This window comes from Luteimicrobium sp. DT211 (genome assembly GCF_049844995.1).
Lineage (GTDB): Bacteria > Actinomycetota > Actinomycetes > Actinomycetales > Cellulomonadaceae > Luteimicrobium.
Map to the genome: position 1 here is coordinate 13,004 of NZ_JBNCMC010000008.1, position 25,456 is coordinate 38,459.

Consider the following 25,456-nt stretch of genomic DNA (forward strand, 5'->3'; position numbering starts at 1 on the left):
TCCCCCACGGAGGTAACCCCCATGCTCCGGTACGTCGCAGGACGGCTGGCCCAGGCCGTCGGCGTGCTCTGGGCCGCCTACACGGTGTCGTTCTTCGTCCTGTGGGCGCTGCCCAGCGACCCGGTGTCCCTGCTGCTCGGGACCGACTCGAGCGACGTCACGCCCGAGCAGCTCGCGGCCGTCCGCCACGAGTACGGCTACGACCGGCCGCTGCTGGTCCAGTACGTCCACCAGCTCGGGGACGTGCTGCACGGGGACCTCGGCCGGTCCGTGAGCACGCGCGAGCCGGTGAGCTCGCTGATCGGGGCCGCGATCGGCCCGACGGTGCAGATCGCGCTCGCGGGGCTGGTCCTCGCGGTCGTCCTGGGCGGCGGCCTGGCCGTCGTCGCGACGCTGACCCGCCGCCGCGGCCTCCAGGCGCTGCTGCTCGGGCTCCCGCCGCTCGGCGTCGCGATCCCGGGCTTCTGGTTCGGGCTCATGCTCCTGCAGTGGTTCTCGTTCCGGCTGCCGATCTTCCCGGCGATCGGCGACCAGGGCGTCGCGTCGGTCGTCCTGCCGGCCGTCACGCTCGCCCTCCCCACGGGCGCCGTGATCGCGCAGCTCCTGTCGAAGAGCCTCGTCGTCACGCTCCGCGAGCCGTATGTCGCGACCGCGCGCGCCAAGGGCGCCTCGCCCGCCCGGGTGCACCTGCGGCACGCGCTGCGCAACGCCGCCCTGCCCGCGCTCACCGCCACCGGGCTGCTCGTCGGCGGGCTCCTCGGCGGCACCGTCGTGACCGAGACCGTGTTCTCGCGGCCCGGCCTCGGCCGGCTCACCGCCACCGCCGTCCAGGCCCAGGACGTGCCCGTCGTCCAGGGCGTCGTGCTCGTGGGCGCGCTGGTCTTCGTGCTCGCGAACCTCCTCGTCGACCTCGTCTACCCCCTCCTCGACCCGCGGCTCGAGCGGCGCCGACGTCCGGCGTCCGCGAGCGCCGCGCCACTCCAGGGAGCCCCCGCATGACCGACCTCACCACCACGCTGGCGCCCGCCTACCCCGCGGGCCTGCCGGAGGGCGCGCCCACGGACGTCGACGCCGTCGGGCCCGCCGCCCCGCTCCCCGCCGACGACGCCGCCCGCCCCTCCCGGCTGCGGTACGCCGCGGGCTTCGTCGCCCGGCGACCGGGGCTGGTCGTCGCGGTCGGCTGGCTCGTCGTCGTCCTGCTGGCCGCGCTCGTGCCGTCGCTGCTCGCGTCGGGCGACCCGCTCGACGGCGTCCCGGCGGACAAGCTCACCGGCCCCTCCGCGCAGCACTGGTTCGGCACCGACCAGCTCGGGCGCGACCTGTACACGCGCGTCGTGCACGGCACCGGGACGACGCTCCACGCGGCGCTCCTCGCGATCGCGATCGGGCTCGTCGTCGGGTCGGTCCTGGGCCTTCTCGCGGGGTTCGTGGGCGGCGCGCTCGACGCCGTCCTCATGCGGTTCGCCGACGTGCTCCTCGCGATCCCCGGGATCCTCCTCTCGCTCGCCGTCGTCACCGCCCTCGGCTTCGGGACCGTCAACGTCGCGATCGCCGTCGGCACGACGAGCGTCGCGTCCGTCTCCCGGATCCTGCGGTCGGAGGTCCTGCGGGTCCGCACCTCGGCGTACGTCGAGGCGGCCCGGGCCGGCGGCTCCCGGTGGTGGCGCGTGCTCCTGGTCCACGTCCTGCCGAACTCGGTGGGGCCCGTCCTCGTGCTCGCCGCGCTCGAGCTCGGCACCGCGATCCTCGCCGTGTCCTCCCTGTCGTTCCTCGGGTACGGCGCCCAGCCGCCCCAGCCCGAGTGGGGCTCGCTCGTCGCGGGCGGCCGCGACTACCTCGCCGGGCAGTGGTGGCTCACCACCCTGCCCGGGATCGTCATCGCCCTCACCGTCCTCGCGGGCAACCGGCTCGCCCGCGCCCTCGACAGCGAAGGGAACCCGTCATGACCGAGCCCCTGCTCCGCATCGACGACCTCCACGTCACGTACGCGAGCGCGCGCGGGGAAGTCCGCGCCGTCCGCGGCGTCAGCCTCGACGTCGCCCCGGGCGAGACCGTCGCGCTCGTCGGGGAGTCCGGCTCCGGCAAGTCCACGACGGCGCACGCCGTCGTCCGGCTGCTCGCGTCGTCCGCCCGCATCACCGGCGGGCACGTGCACTTCGACGGCACCGACCTGGCGACCGCGCCCGCCCGCCGGCTGCGCGCCGTCCGCGGGTACGGGATCGGCCTCGTCCCGCAGGACCCGACCGTCTCCCTCAACCCCGTGACCCCGGTCGGCGAGCAGGTCGCCGAGGTGCTGCGCATCCACGGGCTCGCCGACCGTAAGAGCGCCGCGGCCCGCGCCAAGGAGGCCCTCGCCGAGGCCGGGTTGCCCGACGGAGTCGCGCACCTCTACCCGCACGAGCTGTCGGGCGGCATGCGCCAGCGCGTCCTCATCGCCGTCGCGCTCGTCGCCCGGCCCGCGCTCCTCATCGCCGACGAGCCGACGTCCGCGCTCGACGTCACCGTCCAGCGCCAGATCCTCGACCACCTCGAGGGGCTCACCCGGTCCGCCGGCACCGGGGTGCTGCTCGTCACGCACGACCTCGGCGTGGCCGCCGACCGCGCCGACCGGGTCGCCGTCATGTCGCAGGGACGGATCGTCGAGGTCGGCACGCCCGCCCAGGTCCTCGGCGCGCCCGCCGACCCGTACACACGCGCCCTGATCGCCGCAGCCCCGAGCCTCAACACGAGCAGGTCCCTGGTCTCCGCGCGCCCGGCGGCCCGGGCCACCGGTCCCGACGCGGCGTCCCCGGTCCTGGAGGTCCGCCACCTCGTCAAGGAGTTCCCCCGTCCCCGGGCGGCGGGCGGCGGGGTGCTGCGCGCCGTCGACGACGTGAGCTTCGCGCTCCAGCAGGGCAGCACGCTCGGGATCGTCGGCGAGTCCGGCTCGGGCAAGACGACGACCGTGCGCGTCGCGGTGCGGCTCGCCGACCCCACGAGCGGCGCCGTCCTGCTCGATGGCCAGGACGTGACCCGCGCGAGCGGCGCCCGCCTGCGAGCCCTGCGCCGTCGGGTGCAGCTCGTCCACCAGAACCCGTACGCCTCGCTCGACCCCCGGCTGTCCGTCGAGCGGATCGTCACGCAGCCCCTGCGGGCGTTCGGGGTCGGGGACCGCGCGTCCCGCCGCGCCCGCGCCGCCGAGCTGCTCGACCAGGTGGCCCTGCCCGCGAGTGCCCTCGCGCGGCGCCCCGCGGAGCTGTCGGGCGGGCAGCGGCAGCGCGTCGCGATCGCCCGCGCCCTCGCGCCCCGGCCGGAGGTCGTCGTGCTCGACGAGCCCGTGTCCGCGCTCGACGTCCGCGTCCAGGCGCAGGTGCTCGAGCTGCTGGCCCGCCTCCAGGCCGAGCTCGGCGTCAGCTACCTGTTCATCTCGCACGACCTGGCCGTCGTCCGGCAGATCGCCCACGACGTCGTCGTGATGCAGGACGGCCGCATCGTCGAGGAGGGCCCCACCGACCGTGTGCTCGCCGACCCCGAGCACCCCTACACCCGCGAGCTGCTCGGGGCGATCCCCGGCGGCCGCGCCGAGGCCGACGTCCCCGTCGCCTCGTGACACCGGAGAAGAGAGACCGATGAACCACCGACACACGCGACCGTCGCCCCGCCGGGGCCGACCCGCCGCGCTCGCCGCAGCGGCCGCAGCCCTCACGCTCGCCCTCGCCGCCTGCGGTGGTGGCTCGTCCGGGGCGGGCAGCACGGCGTCCGACGGCGGCTCCCCCGTGGACGGCGGGGCGCTGTCCTTCGCCCTCCAGAACGACCCGATCTCGCTCAACCCGTCCGGCACGGGCTCCGGCAACGACACGCTGTACGTGACGCGGCAGCTCGTCGACTCCCTGCTCTACCAGGACCCGAAGGACGGCTCGCTGCAGCCCTGGCTCGCGTCGTCGTGGAAGGCGAGCGCCGACGCGAGGACGTTCACGTTCACGATCCGCGACGGCGTCACGTTCTCCGACGGCACCCCGCTCACGGCGCAGTCGGTCAAGGACACGTTCGACGACGTCGTGAAGAACGGCGCGAAGGCGCTGAACGCGGTCACGGCGTTCGTCGGGCTCGACACGATCACCGTGAAGGGCGACACCGTCACGGTGCGGTTCAAGGCGCCGAACGCGGCGTTCCCGCAGGCCACCTCGCAGGTGGGGCTGGGGATCCTCGGCGCCTCGACGCTCGCGACCCCGTTCGACGAGCGGGCCGACGGCTCGAAGCTCGTCGGCTCGGGCCCGTACGTGCTCGAGCACTACACGAAGAACGTCGAGACCGTCCTGAAGAAGCGCGACGGCTACACCTGGGCGCCCGCCGCGTTCGACAACACCGCGGGCGCGCACCTGGACTCCGTGACGTTCAAGGTCGTCCCCGAGGCGGGCGTGCGCACGGGGACGCTCACCTCCGGCCAGTCCGACGTGATCGGCGGCGTCCAGCCCAACGACGTCGCCCAGCTCGACGGTGCGGGCCTGCCCGTCGTGTACCGGGCCAACCCGGGCGTCACGTTCGGGCTCACGTTCAACGAGGGCAGCCCGTTCGGCAAGGACCCCGAGCTGCGCAAGGCTGTCGCGCTCGCGATCGACCCGAAGGAGGTCCGGGACACCGCGCTGAACGACAAGTTCGCCGTCGCGACGAGCCCGCTCGGGGTCACCACGCCCGGCTACACGGACGTGAGCACGGAGGGCACAGCCCTCGTCACCGACGCCGACCAGGCCAAGCAGGTGCTCGACGCGGACGGCTGGAAGGCCGGGTCCGACGGCCTGCGCAGCAAGGACGGCAAGGCGCTGAGCCTGAAGATCGAGTGGATCTCGAACTTCGCCCCCAACCAGACGGCGCTCGAGCTGATTCAGCAGGAGCTCAAGGCGGTCGGCATCGGGGTGACGCTCGAGACCGGGTCCGTCCCCGAGTACCTGCAGAAGCTGCAGACCGGGGACTACGACGCCGCCTGGGGCAACAGCTCGCGCGCCGACGGCGACATCCTGCGCACCTCCTACTCGACGGCAGCCACGAACTACTACCAGCTCGACGACCCGACCCTCGAGAAGCTCCTGCAGGAGCAGCTCGCCGCGGGCGACGCGACCCAGCGGGACGAGGTCCTCGCGCAGGCGCAGGAGCGGCTCGTCACGCAGCACCACACCGTGCCGGTCTTCGAGCTGACCTCGATCATCGGCACCCAGAAGGACGTCCACGGCGTCAGCCTCGGCGCCGACTCCCGCCTCGACCTGCTGGTCGACGCCTGGAAGGCGAAGTAGCCGGAGCAGGCTGCGCTCGTCGTCGCGCTGCGCCGCCGTCAGTCGGCGGCGCAGCAGGCCTCGGCGGGGACGGTCGGCAGGGCGGCCTTCTGGGTCGACGGCGCGACGCGGCGTACCCGGATCCCGTCGCGCCGCATCGCGACGAGCGTGGTCGCGACGCCGCCGAGCACGAGCGCGACGCCGACGAGCAGCGGCGCCCGGTAGCCCAGGCCCAGCGCGATCACCGCGCCGCCGAGCGCGGGCCCGACCGCGTTGCCCACGTTGAACGCGGCCGTGTTCATGCTGGCCGCGAGCGTGGGGGCGTCGGCGGCGATCTGGAAGACGCGGGCGTTGAGCGCCCCCGCGATCGAGAACGCCGACATCCCCACCAGCAGCACGGCGCCGAAGGCGGCCCACGGCACCGACGCGACCGCGGCCAGGAGGAGCAGGCTGGCCGCGGTCGCGGCGAGCGAGCCCAGGAGGTTCGCGAACAGGTTCCGGTCGGCCAGGCGTCCGCCGACCGTCACCCCGACGAACGCGCCGACGCCGAAGCCGACGAGCGCGAGGGGTACGAGGGAGTCGTCGAGCCCGGCGACCCGGGTGAGCAGCGGCGAGAAGTACGAGAACGCGGCGAACACCGACCCCTGGAACAGGGCCGTCGTCGCGAGCGCGAGCCAGATCCGCCCGGTGCGGAACACCCGCAGCTCGCGGGCGAGGAGGTCCCGGGTGCCCGGCAGCACGACCCGGGCGGCGCCGTCGGCGGGACGGGGATCGCGGATGGTGGCCGCGACGAGCACGGCACCGAGAGCGGTGACGACGGCGATCACCCAGAACGCGGAGCGCCACCCGTACTGCTCGCCGAGCCACGCCCCGCCGGGGACCCCCACGAGGTTGGCGATCGTGAGCCCGCCGATGAGCGCCGCGAGCGAACGGCCCACGGCCTCGGGCGGGCTCGCGCGGTGCGCGTGCACGGCCGCGACCGCCCAGAACCCCCCGCACGCGACCGCGGCGATCACGCGCGAGGCGAGGAGGACCGCGTAGCCGGGGGCGAGCGCGCCGAGCACGTGCGCGGCCGCGAAGACGACGGTCATGAGGACGAGCGTCGAACGCGTCGGCAGGCGCAGCGTGAGCACCGCCATCGCCGGCGCGCCCACGACCATCCCGACCGCGAACGCGGTGATGAGCAGCCCGGCCTGCGGGATGCTCACGTCGAGGTCGGCGGCGATCTGCTCGAGCAGGCCGGCGATCATGAACTCGCTCGTGCCGAGGCAGAAGATCACGGCGGCCAGCAGCAGGACGACGCCGGGGACCCGGGTGCGGGCGGGGCCGCCGGTCGCGGTCGCCGCGCTCACGCGAGCGCTCCCTCGGCGCTCGACGCGAGGGCTTGGCGGCCGGCGTCGGTGCTGAGCGCGTCGAGGAACGCGTCGAGCTGGGCGCGGACCTCCTGCGGGGTCGCGACCCGGGCGGCGACGCGCAGCCCGGCGAGCGTGGTGTGGAAGAGCGGCGCGAAGGCGTCGGCGTCGACGTCGGCGCGCACGTGACCCTCGGCCCGCCCGCGCGCGAGGATCCGCGCGTAGGCGTCGATCCAGGCGGCGCGGTCGGCGTCGAGCAGGGCGGCGATGCCGTCCATGCTGCGGCCGAGCTCGACCGCGGTGTTCACGGACAGGCAGCCGGCGCGGTCCTCGCGGGCGCACTGGTCGCCGAGGGCGTCCGTGAAGCGACGGCGCAGGACGACGGGCGCCGGGTCCGGGCTCGCGAGGAGTGCCTCTCGCTGCCCCACCCCCTGGCCGGTGTACCGCTCGAGGGCACGCTCGAACAGCGCGTCCTTGCTGGTGAACGTGCTGTAGAAGCTGGACCGGGCGATCCCGGCGCGCTCGCACAGCCCGACCGCGTCGGTGCCGGCGTAGCCGCGCTCGGTGAACTCCGCGATGGCGGCGTCGACGACGGCGTCCTCGTCGAACTGGCGTCTTCTGGGCATGGGGTCACGCTACGTGTTCTGGACACCACTGTCCAGAACAGGCGTAGCGGCACCAGCCACCACAGCAGCCGCGCCGCTCCGCCGGCGACGCGCCCAGATCAAGCCCCAGGCCTTGTCGCCCGGCCCCGGCGTGCGCCGGGTGGCCCGGGCTGTGGTGGCTGGCGCCGCTACGACCTCGTCGTCGGCCGGATCGCACGGACGTAGCGCGACCCCCCTCCACAGCCCCGCCGAGGAGGGGCGACCCTGCGGGCCGAATCAAGCCCCCTGCCTTGATTCCGGGACTCGGCGGGTCCGGCGACCCTGGGCCGTGGAGGTGGGCCGCGCTACGCGCGGCGGCGCGGGCTCAGGCTGCCTCGGCGTCCGCCGCCGCGCGCTCGGCATCGCGCTTGGCGACCTCCTCGCGCACGATCGGGATGACGTAGCGCCCGAAGTCGGTGGCGTCGTCGAGCAGGTCGTAGCCGCGCGCGGAGATCACGCTCACGCCGAGGTCGTAGTACGCGAGGAGCGCCTGCGCGACGGTCTCGGGCGTGCCGACGAGCGCGTTCGAGTTGCCGGCGCCGCCCGTCGCCTTGGCGGTCGCGGTCCACAGCGCGGTGTCGAAGCGCTCGCCCTGCGCTGCGATCTCGAGCAGCCGCTGCGATCCGGCGTTCTCGGGAGCGCCTGTGCGGTAGCGGCGGAGCTGGTCGCCGGCTCCCGCCTTGCGGGCCTCGATCCGGCCGAGGACGTCGTGCGCCTTCTCCCAGGCGAGCTCCTCGGTCGGCGCGATGATCGGCCGGAACGCGGCGTGGATGCGGGGCAGCGTGGTGCGGCCGGCCGCGCGAGCCTCGGCGTGGATCCGGGCGATCTGCTCGGCGGTCCGGTCGAGCGGCTCGCCCCAGACGGCGAAGATGTCCGCCTCGGCGGCCCCGACCTTGTACGCGGCCTCCGACGAGCCTCCGAACGAGATCGTCGGCACCCGGCCCTCGAAGGGCTTGGCGTCCAGGACGAAGTCGTCGAAGTCGTAGAACGGGCCGTGGTGATCGAACGGCTCGGCGCTCGTCCACGCCTGCTTGACGATCTGGATGTACTCGTGGGTGCGGGCGTAACGCTCGTCCTTGGTCAGGCGGTCGCCCTCGCGCGCCTGCTCGTGGTCGTTGCCGCCCGTGATGAAGTGGACGGACAGGCGACCCTGGGAGACCTGGTCGAGCGTCGCGAACGTCTTGGCCGCGAAGGTCGGGTAGGACACGTTGGGCCGGTGCGCGAGCAGCAGCTCGATGGAGTCGAGGCGTCCCGCGATCCAGCCCGCGAGCGCCGACGGCTCGAGGCCGCTCGACCCGTACGCGAACAGGACGCGCGTCCAGCCGTTGTCCTCGTGCGCGCGGACGATGCGCTCGAGGTAGCGCAGGTCGATCGGCTTCGTCGTGGGGGCAGTGGTCTCGGAGGCGTCGCTCGTGGTGGCGATGCCGAGGAACTCGACGGGCATGGTCAGGACTCCGTTCGGTGCGTGGGATCGGGGGTGGGGTGCGGGGCGACGTCGAGGCCGAACGCGAGCAGCGTCCCGCCCTCGACGACGTGGGTCTCGCGCTCGGTGAGCCGCTCGAAGCCGAGCGACGCGTAGAGCCGGTGGGCCGGCAGCATGCGCGGCCCCGAGTTCATGACGACGCGGACGAGCCCGCGCTCGCGGGCCAGGTCGACGACGTGCCGCGTGAGCAGGCGGCCGACCCCCTGCCCGCGGGCCGACGGGTCGACGCCGAGGAGCCGGAAGTCGAGCTCGCCGGGCCGGGCGAGGGGCGAGATCGTCCGCCCCGGGCGCGGCGTCGCGACGCTCCCGAGGAGCACGTCGCCCTCGGGATCGCGGCGCGCAGCGACCCACACCTGGTGCTCGGCGGCCCGCTCGGCGACCGCCCGCAGTGATGCCCGGTACTCGTCGCCGATCGCGTAGTCCGCGGTGTACGCGCGCTCGAGCAGGTCGGCGACGGCGGCGTGCTCGGCGGGCTCGGCGAGCCGCACGACGACGGCGGGCGATGTCTCCGGCGGGCCCGACGCGGGCTGCGCCGCCTCGAGGATCTCGGCGCTCATGCGCGCGCCGGCTCCGGTGCGGCGAGGGGCTGGGCGTCCGCCGGCTCGGCTGCGACCGTGGGCAGGCCGGCCTCCTTCCAGGCCGGGAACCCGCCGTCGACGTGCGTGACGTCGGTGAAGCCGCGGCGGCGCAGCTCGCGCGCCACCGGTCCCGAGCCGTTGACGGACCCGCAGACCACGACGACCGGGGTGTCGAGAGAGACGAGCGGCGTGCCGGCGTCGTCGAACAGGGACTCGAGCCGGTTCCGGTCCGTGACCCGGGCGCCCGGGATCGCGCCGGTGGCGGCGCGGCCGCCCGCGCTGCGCACGTCGATCAGGACGGCGCCCGCCGCGACGCGCTCGGCGGCCTCGCGCGCGGGCTGCACGGGCGCGCGCTCGGCCCAGGCCGCGGCGAGGAGCTCGAACGACCGGACGCGGTCCGCCGGGTCGAACGCCTCGGTCGTCACGAGCAGCTCGTCCGCGCCGGTCGCCCGGACGAGGGCCTCGAGCCCCGCCACGACCTCGTCGGACGAGCCCACGAACCGCGAGTCGACGCGGTCGGCGACGAGCGCGCGCTCCTCGTCGGACCACTCCTCCACCGGCGTCGTGGTGCCGGGCGCGGGGAACGCGATCGCGCCGTCGGCTCCGGTGCGTATGGACCGGACCCAGGCGGCGAACGGTGCGCCGAGCTCGCGGGCGCGCGCACCCGTCTCGGCCACGAGGACGTCCGCCGAGACGACGACGTACGGCTCGGCGAGCACGCCCGGCCGGAACGCCGCCCGGTAGGTGGCGACCGTGTCGAGCACGTTCCCCGGCGCGACGTGGTAGTTCGCCGCGAGCGGCAGGCCCAGCTCGCCGGCGACCCGCGCGCTCTCGCCCCCGCTCGAAGCGAGGACCCACAGGTCGAAGTCCGTGCCCTCGACGGGCGGGCTGGTGAACGCGAGCCCGTCGAACGCGAACGTCCCCGCGCGCAGGGCGAGGATCGCCTCGAGCTCGGCCCGGAAGTCGCCGGCATCGCGCGATCCCACGACGTCGCGGTGCGCGAGGAGCCGCCGCTTGAGCGCCGGGTTCGACAGATCGAAGCCCACGGGCGGCGGGACGACGAGCCCGTCCACGACGCGCGTCTCGACGGTCGTGTCGACCACGGCGGTGCCCGCTGGGCGCGCTGTGCCCGCAGCACCGGCGGGTGCCTGCTCCGCGTCCGACGCCGAGCCGCCTGGCTCGTGCTCGGCCGTCGTGCCGCCTCCGGCGGGCGGGGGGACGTGGGCGCGACCCACGCCGAGGTCGACGCGGCCCGGGTGCGCGGCGGCGACGGTGCCGAACTGCTCGGCGCCGACGAGCGGGGTCGTGCTGCCGAGCAGCACCGCGCCGGACCCGACGCGGATCCGGGTGGTTCGCTCGGCGGCCAGCGCGGCGAGCACGGCGGGCTGCGCCGACGCCACACCCGGCGAGAGGTGGTGCTGGGCGAACCAGATCCGGCGGTACCCAGCGTCGTCGGCGGCGCGGGCGACGTCGAGCGCGGCCCCGATCGCCTCGGCGCCGGGCTGCCCGACGCTCACCGGGGCGAGCTCGAGGACGGACAGGGGGACGTTCTTCGGCTGGGACACAGGGGTCTCCTTCTGCGATGGAGCGGTCAGGCGGCGACGACGGCGGTCGCCCGCGAGGCGACGTCGGCGCTCTGCTCGGGCGAGGGCGGGTCGGGGATGGTGCGGCGCAGCTCGGGCACGACGTCGGACACGAACAGGCGGAGCGAGTCCTCCCACTCCTGCTGCCCGAGCCCACCCTTGTTGCCCGCGACGTTGATGACGCGGTGCCCGAACGCCTCGTGGTAGCGCGCGACCTTGTCGAGCACCTGCTGAGGGCTGCCGATGAGGTTCGAGCCCTGCGCGAGGAAGTCCTCGTACGAGTCGTAGAACGTGACCGTCCCCGGCAGGTGACTGCTCGCGGCGCGCAGACGCGCGGCCTGCGCCTCGTACACCGGTCGGTACGCCTCGACGGCGTCCTGCGAACGCTCCGCCACGAGGACGGCGCCGTGGCCGGCGCCGACGAGCGCGTCCTGCGGGTCCCGCCCGCGCGCCTCCCACGCGTCGCGGTAGTGGCGCACGAGCCGCGCGTAGTACTCGAGCGGGTTGAACCCGTTGGCCGAGAAGATCGGGTCGCCGTACTCGGCGGCGAGCTCGACGCTGCGCTCGGCGGTCGCCGAGCCGTGCCACACGCGGATGCGGCGCTGCAGGGGCGGCGGGAACACCTGGGCGTCGCGCAGGGGTGTCCGGCGGATCGTCGGCAGGCCCTCGGGCGGGTCCCACGTGACCGGCTCCCCCGACCAGAGCTGCCGGAGCAGCCGGTAGTTCGCCTCGAGCGTGTCCCACGCCTCGGTGCGCCCGATGCCGAACAGCTCGGCCTGCTCGGGGCCGTTGCCCTTGCCGACGATGATCTCGAGCCGGCCGCCCGACAGGTGGTCGAGCGTCGCGTAGTCCTCGGCGACCCGGACCGGGTCGAGCACCGACAGCAGCGTCACGCCCGTGAGGAGGCGGATGCGCGACGTGCGCGCGGCGATGTGCGACAGCACGACGGGCGGCGCGCTCGACACGAACGGGGTGTGGTGGCGCTCGCCGACGGCGAACCCGTCGAACCCGAGCTCCTCGAAGAGCACGGCGTTGCGGACGACCTCCTGCAGGCGGGCGGTGACCTGCTCGGGGGTCGCGCCGGCGGGGGCGTCGATGAGGTCGAGGCCCTGGATCGCGGCCATGGGATGTCCTTTCGGTTGCGGTTCAGACGAGCGCCGGCAGCGCGGGCAGCGCGCCGAGCAGGGTGCGGGTGTACTCGTGCTCGGGGCGGTGGAGGACGTCGTCGACGGCCCCCTGCTCGACGACGCGCCCGCCGGTCATGACGAGCACGCGGTCGGCGACGTGGTGGACGACGCCGAGGTCGTGGGAGATGAAGAGGATCGAGGTCCCGGTCTCGGCCTGGAGCTCGCCGAGCAGGTCGAGGATCCCGGCCTGCACGGAGACGTCGAGCGCGGACACGGGCTCGTCCGCGACGAGCAGCCGGGGGTGCGGCGCGAGGGCGCGGGCGATCGAGACCCGCTGCCGCTGCCCGCCGGACAGCGTGCGCGGGTGCCGGTCGGTGAACGACGCCCCGAGCCGGACCTGGTCGAGGACCTCGGCCACACGGCGGCTCCGCTCCTCGCCCCGGACGCCCACCGCGTCGAGGCTCTCGGCCACGATCCGCCCGACGGTGTAGCGGGGGTCGAACGAGCCGAGCGGGTCCTGCGCGATGAGCTGGACGTCGCGGCGCAGGTGCCGGCGCCGCGCCTCGGACACGCCCGTCCAGGGCTCGCCCCCCAGCGTCACGGTCCCGGAGTCCGGCTCGACGAGCCCGAGCACGATCCGCGCGACCGTCGTCTTGCCCGAGCCCGACTCGCCGACGATCCCGAGGGTCTCGCCGCGGGCGATCTCGAGGCTCACGTCGTCGACGGCGACGAGCTCGCTCCCACCGTGAGCGCCGCGCACCCGGTACGTCTTGCGCAGGTGCGCGGCCGACAGCACCGGCCGGGCGGGGTCCGGGTCGGGCCGGACGAGCGGCGTCCGGTCGGTCAGCCGCAGCCCCTTCGACGACGCCGACGGGACCGCCCGCAGCAGCTCGCGCGTGTAGGGGTGCTGCGGGCGGCGGAGCACGTCGTCGGTCGCGCCCTGCTCCACGACCTCCCCGGCACGCATCACGAGGACGCGGTCGGCGATGCGCGCGACGACGGCCAGGTCGTGGCTGATCAGCAGGATCGTGGCGCCGCGCTGCTTCTCGAGCGCGAGAAGGTCGAGGATCTGGGCCTGGACGGTGACGTCGAGCGCGGTCGTGGGCTCGTCCGCGACGAGCAGGTCGGGGTCGCCGGCGAGCCCGGCGGCGATCAGCCCGCGCTGGCGCAGGCCGCCCGAGAGCTGGTGCGGGTGCTGGCGGGCGCGGACCTCCGGCTCGGGCACCCCGACCGAGCCGAGGAGCGCGTGCACGCGGTCGGCGACCGCGCGTCGGCCGCGGGCGAGACGGTGCGTCCGCAGGGTCTCGCCGACCTCCGCGCCGAGCGTGCGCAGCGGGTCGAGCGAGACCAGCGCGTCCTGCAGGACGAACCCGACCGTCCGGCCGCGCAGGCGCCGCCATGCCCGCTCGTCGGCGGACCGGACGTCCTGGCCCGCGAGCTCGAAGGTGTCGGCCGACCAGGTCGCGGCGGCCGGCAGGAGCCCCGCGAGCGCCCGGGCGGTCACGGTCTTGCCGGACCCGGACTCGCCGACGATCGCCACGCACGTGCCGCGCTCGACGTCGAGGTCGAGCCCGTGCACGGCCGTGACGGGCCCGCCGGGCCCGGGGAACGCGATCCGCAGGCCGCGCACGGAGACGACGGTCGTGACGGGCTCGGTGGTGGTGGCGCTCATGCGTGCTCCCGGTGCTCGAAGCGTCGCTGCAGGCGGTGTCCGACGACCGACACCGAGATCACGACGAGGACGATGGCGACGCCGGGGAAGACGGAGATCCACCAGGCGCTGGGCAGGTAGTTGCGGCCGTCGGCGAGCATCGCGCCCCACTCGGGCGACGGGGGTCTGGGGCCCAGACCGATGAAGCTCAGCGAGGAGGCGGCCAGGATGCTCGTGCCGAGCCCGATGGTCGCGAGGATCGGCACCGACACGACCGCGTGGGGCAGCACGTGCCGGGCGACGAGAGTCGAGCGCCGCAGCCCGAACGTGACGGACTGCTCGACGTAGCCCGAGCGCCGGACCACGTGCGTCTCGGCCCGCACGATGCGCGCGTACCGGGGCACGGACGCGATCGCGAGGGCCACGATGACGGTCGGGATGCCGGGGCCGACGATCGTGACGAGCACGATCGCGAGGAGGATCGCGGGGAACGCGGCGACGACGTCGAGCCCGCGGGCCGTGACCTCGTCCGTGACACGCCCGCCGAGCCCCGCGAGGAGCCCGAGCAGCACGCCCGCGACCACGCCGAGCGCCGTCGCCGACACGGCGATGAGCACGGAGTACCGCGCGCCGTAGACGATCCGGGACCACACGTCGCGGCCGAGCTGGTCCGTGCCGAGGAGCGCGTCGTGCCCGGGCGGCTGGAACGCGCGCAGGGGGTCGGCGTCGAGCGGGCCGCGCGCGGCGAACAGGCCCGGGAACGCGACCACGAGGACGAGCAGCACGAGCACCGTCGACGCGAGCAGGACGCCCCACGGCGCCGTCCGCAGCCGGGCCGCGAGGCCCTCGCGCACGGCCGACGACGGCGCGGCCTCCGCGGGCGTGAGCGTGGCGGTCATGCCCGTCCCCCCGTCCGCAGCCGGGGGTCGATGACCAGCGAGACGAGGTCGACGACCGTGTTCACGACGACGTACACGAGCGCGCTGAGCAGCGCGACGCCGAGGACGACGGGCAGGTCGCGCGCCTGCGCAGCCTGGAGCGCGACCACGCCGATGCCGGGCCGGCCGAACACCTGCTCGACGACGATCACGCCGCCGAGCAGACCGCCGACGAGCCACCCGAGCAGCGTGACGACGGGCAATGACGCGTGCCGCAGGCTGTGCCGGAGCCGCAGCCCCGACTCGGACACGCCGCGCGCCCGCACGCTCAGCGCGTACGGCTGCTCGAGCGAGCGCTCGACGCCCTCGCGGAGCACCTGGGACACGAGGCCGACGAGCCCGAGCCCGAGCGCCGTCGCCGGCAGCACGAGCGAGGAGAGTCCGTTCGCCCCCGCGACGGGGAACCAGCCGAGCGAGAAGCTGAACACGTACAGCAGCACGATGCCGAGCCAGAACTCGGGGATCGACACGACCGTCAGCTCGACTCCGCCCGCGATCCGGCTCGCCCACGGCCGCCCGGCGGTCGTGACGGCGAGCGCCACGGCCAGGACGAGCGCGACCGCGAGCCCGGACGCCGCGAGCGCGAGGGTCGGGCCGAGCTGCGACCCGATGACCTGCGTCACGGGCAGGTGGAGCTGGTAGGACGTGCCGAGGTCGCCGTGCAGCAGGCGGCCCAGGTAGTCGACGTACTGCTGGACGACGGGCCGGTCGAGCCCCCACTCGGCGGTCACGGCGGCGACGGCCTCGGGCGTGCGCTGCGTGGGCGGCACGAGCGCGTCGATCTGCGAGCCGGGCGCGAGCTGGAGCGCGACGAACGCGACGGTCACGCTCGCCCACAGCACCACGACCGCGCCCGCGAGCCGGCGGCCCACGGCGGCGAGCGTGGGTGCCCACGCCCTCCCCCGCGCGTCGGCGGCGGGGGCTCGGACCTCGGTGGCAGCGTCGTCGACGGCGGCCGGCCGGGCCGCCCCCAGGGTCGCGCTGCTCACTTGCTCAGCCAGACGTCGTAGGCGCTCTCCGGCAGCTGGTAGTAGGTCCGGAAGCCGACGCCGTGCACCGTGGACGACGCCGCGATCTCGTCCTCCGGCTCGTACAGCGGGAAGCTGTAGGCCTTGTCCGTGATCACGTACTGCTGCAGCGCGTCGTACGCCTCGGCACGCTTCGCGGTGTCGGTGGTCTGCTGGGCCGCGGTCAGCCAGGTGGTGAGCTGCGGGTCGGTCGCGTTGGAGAGGTTGATGAAGCCGCCCTTGGCCGCGGGCAGCCAGTGGTACTCGATGTCGACGCCGTCGGGGTTGGTGTTCGAGTTGTCGTAGGTGCCGTAGTCGTTCTTGGCACGGTGCTGGTCGGAGACGCCGGAGTCGACCACCTGGACGTCGAAGTCGATGCCGGCGTTCTGCTTGACCTGGGCCTGGACGGCCTGCAGCAGGGTGTCGCGCTGGTCGCGGACGTACGGCTTGGACTGGTAGTCGGTGATGGTGAGGCGCTTGCCGTCCTTGGTGCGGTAGCCCTCGGAGTCGCGGCCCGTCCAGCCGGCCTCGTCGAGGAGCGTGTTGGCGGCGTCCTTGTCGTTGCCGTAGGTGCCCTCGAGGCTCTTGTCGTAGAACGTCGGGTCGGCGGGCGAGACCGCGGACCAGGCCCGGGTGCGCTGGCCCGCGTACACGGACTTCAGCACGGCGTCGAGGTCGACGGCGTCGCGGAACGCCTGCCGGACCCTCACGTCCGACGTCGGGCTCTCCAGCGTGTTGAAGTACAGCGAGTACGGCGTGCCCGTGTTGAGCGCGGTCTGGTAGGTGAAGCGGGAGTCCTTCTGGAACTGCGCAGCCTGGGTGCCGGGGACGCCCTCGACGACGTCCACCTGGCCCGACTGCAGCGCGCCCAGGCGCACCGACGACTCGGGCAGGAACCGGTACGTGAGCGCGTCGAGGTACGCGGCGCCCTGGTGCTTCGCGGTCGCGGGCGCCCAGTCGTAGTGCGCGTTCTTGGTGAAGTCGAGCTCCTGGCCCTTGACGTACTTGCTGAGGACGAACGGCCCGGTGCCCGCGACGTCCGGCCCGCCGGCCTGGACGTCGGCCTTCGCGTACGACTTCGGGGAGATGAGCGCGAGGCTCCCGACGTAGTCGAGGAACGGCGCGTACTTCTCCTTGAGCACGAGGGTGACCGTGCGGGCGTCGGTCGCTGTCGCGGACTTGAGGTGCGACAGCGGGCCGGACGAGCCGTACGGGTTGTACTTCGGGTTCAGGACCTGCTTGATGTTCGTGACGACGGCGGCCGCGTCGAGCGTCGAACCGTCCCAGAAGGTCACGCCGTCGCGGATCGTGAAGGTGTAGGTCAGCTCGTCGTCGGAGACCTTGTACCCGCTGGCGAGCCACGGGACGTAGGTGCCGTCGTCCTGGCGGGCCAGGAGCTGCTCGTAGGAGTTGCGCAGCAGCAGCTTGGTCTTGTCCTGGCCGTTGAGCTGCGGGTTGAGCGTGGTCGGCTCGGTCTCGACGCCCCAGGTGAGCGTGCCGCCCGCCGTCGGGGTTCCCGTGCCCGACGACGCGGTCCCGGCGTCCGAGCCACCGGCGCACCCGGCCAGCACGAACGCCGTGGAGATGGCGGAAACCGTCAGGGCGGCGGCGAGGGCGGCCGGGCGACGGCCGAGGTGGCCGTGCGATCTCGCGGACGTGGTGGACATGGTGACTCCAGGGGTTGGGGTGGCTCAGAGCCACTTCTCGAACGGGCGGGGAGACAGGGCGTCGGGCGCCGCCGAGGCGACGGCGTCGGGGTCGAACAGCGGGGTGTAGCTGGCCGCGAGGTAGAGGCCGACGGCCTCGGGCTGCCGCGGTCCGGTGGTCAGGTAGACGCGGGCGTACCCACGCTCGGCGGCGCGGCGCTCGAGCTCCGCGAGCACCGCCCGGCCGAGGCCCTGCCGACGGCGGTCGTGGTGCGTCCAGATCCGCTTGAGCTCGGCGGTGGGCACGCGCGGGGCTTCGTCCGCGCCGTGCTCGGGCTCGGTGCGGCGCCGGAACGCGCCGCCCGCCACCGGCACGCCGCCCGCGAGCAGGAGGACGAGGTCGCCGTCGGGCGGGAGGAACTCGTCGAGGCCCTCGGCGCGGAACTCGGCGACGTACCGCGCGAGCTGCTCCGCGTCGAGCTCCTCGACCCCGAGCAGGTCGGCGTACCGGTCGCGGTACTCGACGAACAGCTCGTCGAGCAGGACGCCCGCGAGCGGGTCGTCGAGGCGGACGCTGCGGACCTCGAGGGAGGTGACAGGGCTCATCGGGGGTCCTTCTCCCCCGCCTCGACCGCGAACGGCAGGTCGTTGCCGGCGAGCGGCCGGGGGCAGGTGCCGTGGTCGTTGAAGTGCGACGGGTACGCCGACGCGCGGTTGAGGTCGACGCGCAGCGTGCCGGTCCGGCGCGACGCCTCGACCTCGGCGTCCGCGACGTGCACAGCCCGCCACTCCGGCGCACCCTCCGCGCGATCCGTGAAGGAGAGCGTGGCGCCGCCGTGGTGCCCGGCGACGAGCCGGAGGGTCGTGCCGTCCAGGTCGACCTCCCCGACCACCTGCACGTGGTGCACCAGGCCGGGCTTCGCGCCGTCGACGACGGCGGCTCGCGGCCCCGCGTACCAGCGGACCGGGAGGTCGCGCACCTGGGCGGGGTCGAAGCCGAACGCCGGGACGACGACGCCCTCGCCCGCCGCGACGAACGCCGCGAGCGCCGGGGCGTGCGGGTCGCGCGTGCGCAGCAGGTACCGGCCCGTGCGGAGCGCGAGCTCGACGCCGATGTCGCCGACCACGAAGGGCACGGCCGAGCCCGCCTCCGCCACGACGACGGTCCGCGTCCCGGTCACCGGCGCCAGGGCCTCGGCGTCGAGCAGGACGGCGACGTCACCGTCCGTGACCGCCCCGTCGCCGTCGACGCGGACGTGCGCGCCGTCGTCGTCGGCCCACCAGAGGCCCGGGACGCCGACGACGGGTGCGGGCTCGGCGCCGAGCCAGTGGTGCGACGTGAGGGACAGGACGCCGCGGGGCGCCCTCAGCCCGGCGGCGCGGTCCGCGCGCCAGGCGAGCCAGCTCGCCTCGGCGGTGTCGAGGGTCTCGAGGGTGTCAGCGCTCATCGTGGTCTCCGTTCGGGTGCGGGTCGGTCGGGCTCAGGCGGTGGCGGCGGCGGGGATGCCCGGCCGGACGAGGCCCAGGTGGTCGCGGAGCGTCGGGCCCGCGTACTCGGAGCGGAACGAGCCCCGCTCCTGCAGCAGCGGGACGACGCGGTCCAGCACGTCGTCGAGCCCGTGAGGCGTGAGGTGGGGCACGAGGATGAAGCCGTCGCTCGCGTCCTCCTGGACGAACCGGTCGATCTCGTCGGCGACGCGGGTCGGGGTGCCGACGAACCCGCCGCGCGAGGTGAGCTGCAGGACGAGCTCGCGGATCGACCAGCCGTTCGCGTCGGCGAGCCCGCGCCACGTCCGGGCGACCTCGCGCGGGTCGGCGTGCCGCACCCGGCCGCGCGTGATGGCCTGGTTCTCGTAGTCGGGCTCGACGTCGGGCAGCGGGCCCTCGGGGTCGTAGGACGTGAGGTCGCGGCCCCAGACCTGCTCGAGGAACGCGATCGCCGTCGGGCCGGGGACCTGGGCGAGCCGGACCTCGCGGGCCAGCTCCTCGGCCTCTGCTGCGGTGTCACCGATCGTGACCGTCGTCGCCGGGATGATCTTCAGGGCGTCGCGCTCGCGGCCGTTCGCCTCGACCCGCGCCTTGACGTCCTGGTAGAACGCCTGGCCGTCCTCGAAGGTCGAGTGCATCGAGAAGATGACGTCGGCCGTCGCGGCCGCGAAGTCGCGTCCCTCGCCCGAGTCGCCCGCCTGGAACAGGACGGGGTGGCCCTGCGGGCCGCGCGGCGTCGTGAACGTCCCCCGGACGGCGAACTGGGGGCCCGTGTGCTCGAACGGCCGCGGGCCGTCCTCGTCCCACGAGTCCCAGAGCGTGCGCGCGACCTCGACGACCTCCGCCGCCCGCCGGTACCGGTCCGCGTGGTCGAGGTAGCCGCCGCGGCGGAAGTTCTCGCCCGTGAAGGCGTCGGAGCTGGTCACGAGGTTCCACGCCGCGCGCCCCTCGGACAGGATGTCGAGGGTCGCGAACTGGCGGGCGAGCTCGAACGGCTCGTTGAACGTCGTGTTGATGGTGCCCGCGAGGCCGATCCGGTCGGTCACCGCGGCGAGCGCCGCGAGGACGGGCAGGGTGTCGGGCCGGCCGACGACGTCGAGGTCGTGGATCCGTCCCTTGTGCTCGCGCAGGCGCAGGCCCTCGGCGAGGAAGAAGAAGTCGAGCTTGGCCTCCTCGGCCTTGCGGGCGAGGTGCTCGAAGGACGAGAAGTCGATCTGGCTGCCCGACCGGGGGTCGGTCCAGACGGTCGTGCTGTTCACGCCCGGGAAGTGGACACCCAGGTGGATCTGCTTGCGGGGGCGGCTGGTGCTCTCGGCGGTCATGGTGGCGGGTCTCCGGTTGCGCGAGGGGGTCACTGGGCGGCGGCGTAGCGGCTCGCGGGCCGGGGCAGCCCGAGCGAGTCGCGCAGCGTGGTCCCGGGGTACGCCTGACGGAAGACGCCGTCGGCCTGGAGGACGGGGACGGTCCCGCCGACGATCGCCCGCAGGTCGGTGTCGAGGGACGCGGGCCGGAGCGTGAAGCCGTCGGCGGCGCCGGCGTCGAACCAGTCCTCGAGGAGGTCGGCGAGGTCGACGGCGGTCCCGACGTGCGTGAGCCCTCCCTCGGGCAGGCCGCCGCGGTCGCCGCCCAGCTCCGCGAGGAGGTCGAGCCGCTCCTGCGCGCTGCGCCGGTCCTGCCCGACGACGGCCCCCAGGTCCACGAGCACGCGCACCGCATCGGGGTCGCGCCCGGCCTCGCGGGCGATCTCGCGGACCTCCTCGCGCACGGCCCTCGCGTCGTCGCGCTGGGTCGCCCGCACGCGCACGACGTCGGCCCGGCGGCCCGCGAGGTCGAGGCTCAGCGGCGAGTCGGCGCGGACGACGACCGGGGGCCGGCCCTGCGGCGAGCGCGGCGTGATCGACGGGCCCTTGACGGCGAAGTGCACGCCCTCGAAGTCGACGTAGTGGAGCTTGTCGCGGTCGACGAACCGGTGGGTCGCCTCGTCCCGGATCTCGGCGTCGTCCTCCCAGGAGTCCCAGAGCCGCTCGACGACCTCGATCGCCTCCTCGGCCTCGCGCAGCGCGTCGACCTCGTCGGGGGCGGGGCGGCGCCCGAACGCCGCGGCGGACGCCGCGTCCGTCGACCAGCCGACCTGCCACGCCGCGCGTCCGGCGGAGACGTGGTCGATGGTCGAGATCGCCTTGGAGACGTGGAACGGCTCGGTGTGCGTGGTGTCGACGGTCGCGACCAGCCCGATCCCGGCGGACCGCGGGGCGAGCCGGGCGCTCACGAGCGCCGCGTCGAGCCGGCCCTGGAGCGAGGCCCCGCGCTGCGGCCGGAGGGTGAACGCGTCGTCGAAGAGCGCGAAGTCCAGCAACCCGTGCTGCGCAGTCGCCACGAGGCCCGCGAGCCGCGCCGCGTCGAAGGGGCGGGGCGCGACGGGACCCTCGGCGCGCCAGACGCCGGCGTGCGCGCCGACGTCGGTGAGGTCGACGCCCAGGTGGAGGTGTCGGGGGGACGAAGAGGACATGAGGACTCCTGGTCGGGGGCGCCCGGGCGCGCGGAGGCGTGCGGCACCCGCGGCGGGCTGGGGTGGGGAGGGTGAGGACCGGGCGCCGTCGGCCCGACGGCGATGGTCGCGTGAGCGGTGGTGCCAGAGCGGTGGAGGGGCGGCTCAGTCGCGCGGGCGACGGTGCGTCGCGCGACAACACGCCGCGCGGTGCGCGGCGCGGATCCGGGGAGCGACGGCAGAGAGGCGGGGCATCGTGGTCATGTCTCCTCCTGGCCCTTCGGGCCTGCGCAGGTTGCCCCCGTCGTTCGCGGGGACCAGGTCATCACCCGGGGCACCCCGCGGCGCGCGGGGTTGCCGTCCAGCCGGCCGGGGCCGATGGCTGGAACTCTTGACCTGGCACGACCGTAGGAATCTTGATCGATTTGGTCAAGAAGGATCGCCCGTCCGTCCCGCCAGGTGGACGAGTGAGTCCGGGTGCAGATTGGAAGCCGTCACACCGTCTCGCAGTGCGAGACCTCACCAGCTCCAGCCGCGCGACGTCAGCTCGAGCTCCTCGTGGAGCCGGGCCTCCTGGGCGCGCGGCGCGTCGGCATCGAGCGGGGCGGGCGGGTCCACGACGTCCTCGTCGTCGACGCCCGCGAGCCGGCACGCCTCACGCAGCAGCGCGTCGTACGCGAGCACCGCGGCCCGCCAGTGGTGCGCCCGCGCGTACAGCGCCGGGTCGGCCTCGATGCGCCGGACCTCGGCCGCCGCGAGCGCGAGCCGGAACTGGACGTCGAGGGTGGCGAGGGGGTCGATCTCGACGGCCTCGACCTCGACGGCGGAGAGGCGACCGGCCCGGTCGGGGCCGTGCCCGTCCTCCGCATGGCGACGCCGGGTGACCCGCCGCCAGAGATCGTGCACCGTGCTCATCGGTGACCGCCTTCGGTCCGCCCCTGTGCTCTCGAGTCTACGAGTCCGATGTGACCCGCGTCACTCGTTCGGCGTCGCGAACACGACGGTGGCGAGGAGCGCGGCATGGTCCGAGCCCCGGACGCGGACCGTCCGGACGTCCCTGACGGCGTCCGCCCGGTCCGCGACGACGTGGTCGATGCCGACGAGGGGCGGGAACGCGCGGTTCGTGGGCCACGTGAAGGTCGCCCGGCCGCCGAGGTCCGCGGCGTCGGCGAACCGGTCCCCCAGCACGGCACGGAACGCCGCGTGGTCGCGGGTCGCGTTGAAGTCGCCGAGCGCGAGCTGCGCCGTCGTGCCGCCCGCCAAGCGGTCCCGGACCGCGCGGAGGTCGGACGTCCAGATCGACGTCGAGCCCACGGACGGCGGCACGGTGTGGACGGCAGTGACGCGGACGGGCGCCCCCGCCGACCCGACGGCGACGGTCGCCGACGGCATGGCGAACCAGGTGTCCTCGCCCGCGTCCGTGTCGGTCAGGGGCAGCGCGGACCACAGCCCGCTCCCCCGGTTCCCGGTGCCGACCGAGCCGGTCACCCGGTGCGGCAGCGCCTCGTCGAGGCCCGCGTCGTGGAGCCGGTCGAGCAGCCCGGCGCTCAGCTCCTCGACGGCGAGGACCTGGACGTGCTGGTCGCGTACGGTCCGCACGACGGCGTCCGCGTCCGCCCGGCCGAGGAACGCGTTGACCGTCATGACCCGCAGCGCCGGGGCGGCGGCGTCGGGCGCGGGGCCGGCGGTCGTCAGCGGCGCCCACCACACGGCCTGCACGACGACGACCAACCCCGCCACGCCCGCCACGACGAGCAGGGCGCGGCGCGGGCGGGCGAGGAGCGCCACGGCCAGGGCGACGAGGCCCACGAGCAGCGCCCACGCCCCGAACCAGGGCGTGACGCTCACGAGCTGTGCGAACGGCGTCCGGCGGTCGTACCCGACCGCGCGTGCGAGCGTGACGACGACGGCGGGCGCGAGCAGCAGCGCGAGCGCCCCGGCGGCCGCCGCCCGGCCCCGTCCGGCGCGGGACTGCAGGTCCTGACCTGCGGCAACGTCGTCCATGGCGAGGAGCGTAGGCCGCCACACACCCGCGATCCGCCTCCGGTGGGCCCGCGCTCAGGCCCCGCCCGGAACCTCTCCCGAACCTCCGCCGTAGTGCGCAACGAGGGGCAGGAACAGCTCGTCGACGATGGCGCGGACCCGCGCCGGCTTCAGCGGCGCGAGGGCCATGAGCAGGTCGTGCCGCACGAGGTCGAACGGCAGGGTGAGGACGGCGGTCGGGATGCGGTCGAGGTCGATCTCGCCGCGCTCGTGCGCCCGCCGGTAGAGCGCGTCGACGCGGCGAGCCGCCCCCTCGCCGAGGATCCGCTCGCGCACCTGGCCCGGGGTCAGCCCGCTCTCGGCGAGAAAGCCCGAGAAGGCCGCCCCCGTCACGACGACCCAGAACGCCGCGTTCGACTCGCTCATGCTCCGCAGCGCCGCGAGGAGGTCACCCCGGAGGCTGCCGGTGTCGGGGAGGTCGGCCCGGGTGGTGGTGCGGCGGTGCTCGAGCGCCGCGAGCGTGAGCTCGTCCTTGTTGGCCCAGCGCCGGTAGAGGACCGCGACCCCGGTCTCCGCACGCGCCGCGACGGATTCCATGGTGAGCCGCGCGTAGCCGACGTCGGTCAGCTCGTCCCACGCGGCGTCGAGCAGGGCGGCCTCGAGCTCGGCGCCTCGGCGGCGACGTCGGACGGGTTCGGTCGACACGCTCCCAGATTAGAGAGGGTTGCCTTTCTTAGCAACCGCGCCTAGCCTCATAAGAGAAGGATTCAACTCTTACGAGAGAGGCTGGACGATGACCCAGACCGCCGCGGTGCCGACCCCCACGCCGGACGCTGCACCGAGCACCGCGATCCCGCCGGCGGTGCGCCACGCGCTCCTCGCGCTCGTCGTCGGCGGGATCGCCGCGATCCTCGACTCGACGATGGTCACGCTCGCGATCCACACGCTGACCGTCGACCTGGGGTCGACCACGTCCACGATCCAGTGGGTCACCACGGGCTACCTGCTCGCGATGGCCGTCGCGATCCCCGTGACCGGCTGGGCGGAGGCCCGGTGGGGCGGCAGACGCGTCTGGATGGCCGCGCTCCTGCTGTTCGTCGCCGGCTCGGTGCTGTGCGCCGTGGCGTGGGACGACACGAGCCTGATCGCGTTCCGCGTGGTGCAGGGCCTCGGCGGCGGCCTGATCTTCCCGCTCATGCAGACGCTCGCCGTCCGCGCCGCCGGCGGCCGGGTCAGCAGCCGCCTCATGGCTGCCGTGAGCATGCCGATCGCCCTCGGCCCGATCCTCGGCCCCGTGATCGGCGGCGTGATCCTCGACGCGCTGAGCTGGCGGTGGCTGTTCCTCGTGAACGTCCCGCTCGTTGCCGTCGGGCTCGTGCTCGCGTGGAAGTTCCTCCCCGCCGACCGCCCGGCCCCGGGCGGGGGCCGCGCCCGGCTCGACGTCGTCGGGCTGGCCCTGCTCGCGCCGGCGCTCACCGGGATCCTGCTCGGGCTGTCACAGCTCGCCCAGGACGGCGGGCCGTGGCACCCCGGCGTCCTCGTGCCGCTCGTGGCGGGCGTCCTGCTGCTCGGCGCGTTCGTCGCGCGGGCGCTCCACCCCGGCGCGACCCAGCCGGTCGTCGACATCCGGCTGCTCGGCCTGAGGTCGCTCGGCGGCGCGTCCGCGGTCCTGTTCACCGCCGGAGCCGCCATGTACGCCGCGATGTTCCTGCTGCCGCTCTACTACCAGCTCCTGCGAGGCGAGAGCGTGCTCGCAGCCGGGCTGCTGATGATCCCGCAGGGCGTCGGGGCTCTCGCCGCCCGGTTCGTCGCCGGAAGCCTGGTCGAGCGCTTCGGCGCGCGCGCCGTCACGATCGGCAGCTTCGTGCTCGCCGCGGTCGCGACGATCCCGTTCGCGTTCGCCGGACCGGCGACGAGCCTCTGGTGGCTCGGGGTCGTGCTGCTGGTCCGCGGCGTCGGGATCGGCGCCGTGATCATCCCGCCCATGGCGGTCGCCTACCAGGACGTCCCGCGCGAGGACATCCCGCACGCCACCATGAACACCCGCATCGCCCAGCAGGTCGGCGCGTCGTTCGGGACCGCGATCGTCGCGGTCGTCCTGCAGTCCCTGCTCGACGACGGCACGACCCGTGCCTTCCGGGGTGCGTTCTGGGCCGCGGTCGCCCTGACGTTGGTGGCGCTCGTCCCGGCCCTCGTGCTGCCGGGCAAGGTGGTGGCGCGCCGGTGACGGACCGCGCGGCCG

General features: G+C 74.8%; 22 protein-coding genes and 1 riboswitch. Of the genes, 5 read left to right on the forward strand and 17 right to left on the reverse strand.

Annotation, left to right across the window (positions count from 1 at the left end):
* The first annotated feature begins 21 nt into the window (after window positions 1-21).
* From ACLQ14_RS16035 to ACLQ14_RS16050, 4 genes are read left to right on the forward strand one after another with little or no spacing between them, the layout of a single operon-like run.
* The gene (locus ACLQ14_RS16035) at window positions 22-999 is read left to right on the forward strand and encodes an ABC transporter permease (protein ID WP_425814817.1); all 978 of its coding nucleotides are present in this window, start codon (window positions 22-24) and stop codon (window positions 997-999) included.
* Window positions 996-1,946, forward strand: coding sequence for an ABC transporter permease (locus ACLQ14_RS16040; RefSeq protein WP_425814819.1), 951 nt, complete (start codon window positions 996-998; stop codon window positions 1,944-1,946). Before ACLQ14_RS16035 ends, ACLQ14_RS16040 begins: the two co-directional genes overlap by 4 nt.
* Complete coding sequence (locus ACLQ14_RS16045; RefSeq protein ID WP_425814821.1) at window positions 1,943-3,589, forward strand: dipeptide ABC transporter ATP-binding protein; 1,647 nt, start codon at window positions 1,943-1,945, stop codon at window positions 3,587-3,589. The genes ACLQ14_RS16040 and ACLQ14_RS16045 overlap by 4 nt, the downstream gene beginning before the upstream one ends.
* A gap of 19 nt (window positions 3,590-3,608) precedes the next feature.
* The gene (locus tag ACLQ14_RS16050) at window positions 3,609-5,267 is read left to right on the forward strand and encodes an ABC transporter substrate-binding protein (protein ID WP_425814823.1); all 1,659 of its coding nucleotides are present in this window, start codon (window positions 3,609-3,611) and stop codon (window positions 5,265-5,267) included.
* A gap of 38 nt (window positions 5,268-5,305) precedes the next feature.
* Here the strand turns inward: ACLQ14_RS16050 and ACLQ14_RS16055 are convergent, their stop codons facing one another.
* The 17 genes from ACLQ14_RS16055 to ACLQ14_RS16135 form a co-directional block, all read right to left on the reverse strand.
* Entirely contained in the window at window positions 5,306-6,598 is a 1,293-nt protein-coding gene (locus ACLQ14_RS16055; protein WP_425814825.1) for a Cmx/CmrA family chloramphenicol efflux MFS transporter, read from the reverse strand.
* A complete protein-coding gene (locus ACLQ14_RS16060; RefSeq protein ID WP_425814827.1) occupies window positions 6,595-7,224 on the reverse strand; it encodes a TetR/AcrR family transcriptional regulator in 630 nt (209 codons plus the stop codon). Before ACLQ14_RS16060 ends, ACLQ14_RS16055 begins: the two co-directional genes overlap by 4 nt.
* Window positions 7,225-7,567: 343 nt before the next feature.
* Complete coding sequence (locus ACLQ14_RS16065; protein ID WP_425814829.1) at window positions 7,568-8,686, reverse strand: LLM class flavin-dependent oxidoreductase; 1,119 nt, start codon at window positions 8,684-8,686, stop codon at window positions 7,568-7,570.
* Between the two features lie 2 nt (window positions 8,687-8,688).
* On the reverse strand, window positions 8,689-9,282 hold the full coding sequence (locus ACLQ14_RS16070) for a GNAT family N-acetyltransferase (protein WP_425814831.1): 594 nt from the start codon (window positions 9,280-9,282) through the stop codon (window positions 8,689-8,691).
* A complete protein-coding gene (locus ACLQ14_RS16075; RefSeq protein WP_425814833.1) occupies window positions 9,279-10,868 on the reverse strand; it encodes an LLM class flavin-dependent oxidoreductase in 1,590 nt (529 codons plus the stop codon). The genes ACLQ14_RS16070 and ACLQ14_RS16075 overlap by 4 nt, the downstream gene beginning before the upstream one ends.
* A gap of 26 nt (window positions 10,869-10,894) precedes the next feature.
* Complete coding sequence (locus ACLQ14_RS16080; RefSeq protein ID WP_425814835.1) at window positions 10,895-12,010, reverse strand: LLM class flavin-dependent oxidoreductase; 1,116 nt, start codon at window positions 12,008-12,010, stop codon at window positions 10,895-10,897.
* Between the two features lie 22 nt (window positions 12,011-12,032).
* Window positions 12,033-13,685, reverse strand: a complete 1,653-nt coding sequence (locus ACLQ14_RS16085) for a dipeptide ABC transporter ATP-binding protein (RefSeq protein ID WP_425814837.1) — start codon at window positions 13,683-13,685, stop codon at window positions 12,033-12,035.
* Window positions 13,682-14,563 carry an ABC transporter permease gene (locus ACLQ14_RS16090; RefSeq protein WP_425814839.1) on the reverse strand — a complete coding sequence of 294 codons (882 nt, stop codon included), beginning with the start codon at window positions 14,561-14,563 and terminating at the stop codon, window positions 13,682-13,684. Before ACLQ14_RS16090 ends, ACLQ14_RS16085 begins: the two co-directional genes overlap by 4 nt.
* On the reverse strand, window positions 14,560-15,591 hold the full coding sequence (locus ACLQ14_RS16095; protein WP_425814841.1) for an ABC transporter permease: 1,032 nt from the start codon (window positions 15,589-15,591) through the stop codon (window positions 14,560-14,562). Before ACLQ14_RS16095 ends, ACLQ14_RS16090 begins: the two co-directional genes overlap by 4 nt.
* A complete protein-coding gene (locus tag ACLQ14_RS16100) occupies window positions 15,588-17,276 on the reverse strand; it encodes an ABC transporter substrate-binding protein (protein ID WP_425814843.1) in 1,689 nt (562 codons plus the stop codon). Before ACLQ14_RS16100 ends, ACLQ14_RS16095 begins: the two co-directional genes overlap by 4 nt.
* Window positions 17,277-17,300: 24 nt before the next feature.
* Complete coding sequence (locus ACLQ14_RS16105) at window positions 17,301-17,861, reverse strand: GNAT family N-acetyltransferase (protein ID WP_425814845.1); 561 nt, start codon at window positions 17,859-17,861, stop codon at window positions 17,301-17,303.
* Window positions 17,858-18,703 carry a DUF1684 domain-containing protein gene (locus ACLQ14_RS16110; protein ID WP_425814847.1) on the reverse strand — a complete coding sequence of 282 codons (846 nt, stop codon included), beginning with the start codon at window positions 18,701-18,703 and terminating at the stop codon, window positions 17,858-17,860. Before ACLQ14_RS16110 ends, ACLQ14_RS16105 begins: the two co-directional genes overlap by 4 nt.
* 33 nt (window positions 18,704-18,736) lie before the next feature.
* Entirely contained in the window at window positions 18,737-20,065 is a 1,329-nt protein-coding gene (locus ACLQ14_RS16115) for an NtaA/DmoA family FMN-dependent monooxygenase (protein ID WP_425814849.1), read from the reverse strand.
* A gap of 29 nt (window positions 20,066-20,094) precedes the next feature.
* Window positions 20,095-21,252: an LLM class flavin-dependent oxidoreductase gene (locus tag ACLQ14_RS16120; RefSeq protein ID WP_425814851.1), complete on the reverse strand. Its 1,158-nt coding sequence runs from the start codon at window positions 21,250-21,252 to the stop codon at window positions 20,095-20,097.
* Between the two features lie 265 nt (window positions 21,253-21,517).
* Window positions 21,518-21,628: riboswitch (SAM riboswitch) on the reverse strand.
* Window positions 21,629-21,750: 122 nt separating this feature from the next.
* Window positions 21,751-22,146 carry a hypothetical protein gene (locus tag ACLQ14_RS16125; protein WP_425814853.1) on the reverse strand — a complete coding sequence of 132 codons (396 nt, stop codon included), beginning with the start codon at window positions 22,144-22,146 and terminating at the stop codon, window positions 21,751-21,753.
* Between the two features lie 60 nt (window positions 22,147-22,206).
* A complete protein-coding gene (locus ACLQ14_RS16130; protein ID WP_425814855.1) occupies window positions 22,207-23,235 on the reverse strand; it encodes an endonuclease/exonuclease/phosphatase family protein in 1,029 nt (342 codons plus the stop codon).
* Window positions 23,236-23,289: 54 nt separating this feature from the next.
* Window positions 23,290-23,919: a TetR/AcrR family transcriptional regulator gene (locus tag ACLQ14_RS16135; RefSeq protein ID WP_425814857.1), complete on the reverse strand. Its 630-nt coding sequence runs from the start codon at window positions 23,917-23,919 to the stop codon at window positions 23,290-23,292.
* 88 nt (window positions 23,920-24,007) lie between these two features.
* Between ACLQ14_RS16135 and ACLQ14_RS16140 the strand changes: the two genes are divergently transcribed.
* Window positions 24,008-25,441 carry an MDR family MFS transporter gene (locus tag ACLQ14_RS16140; RefSeq protein ID WP_425814858.1) on the forward strand — a complete coding sequence of 478 codons (1,434 nt, stop codon included), beginning with the start codon at window positions 24,008-24,010 and terminating at the stop codon, window positions 25,439-25,441.
* Window positions 25,442-25,456: the final 15 nt, after the last annotated feature.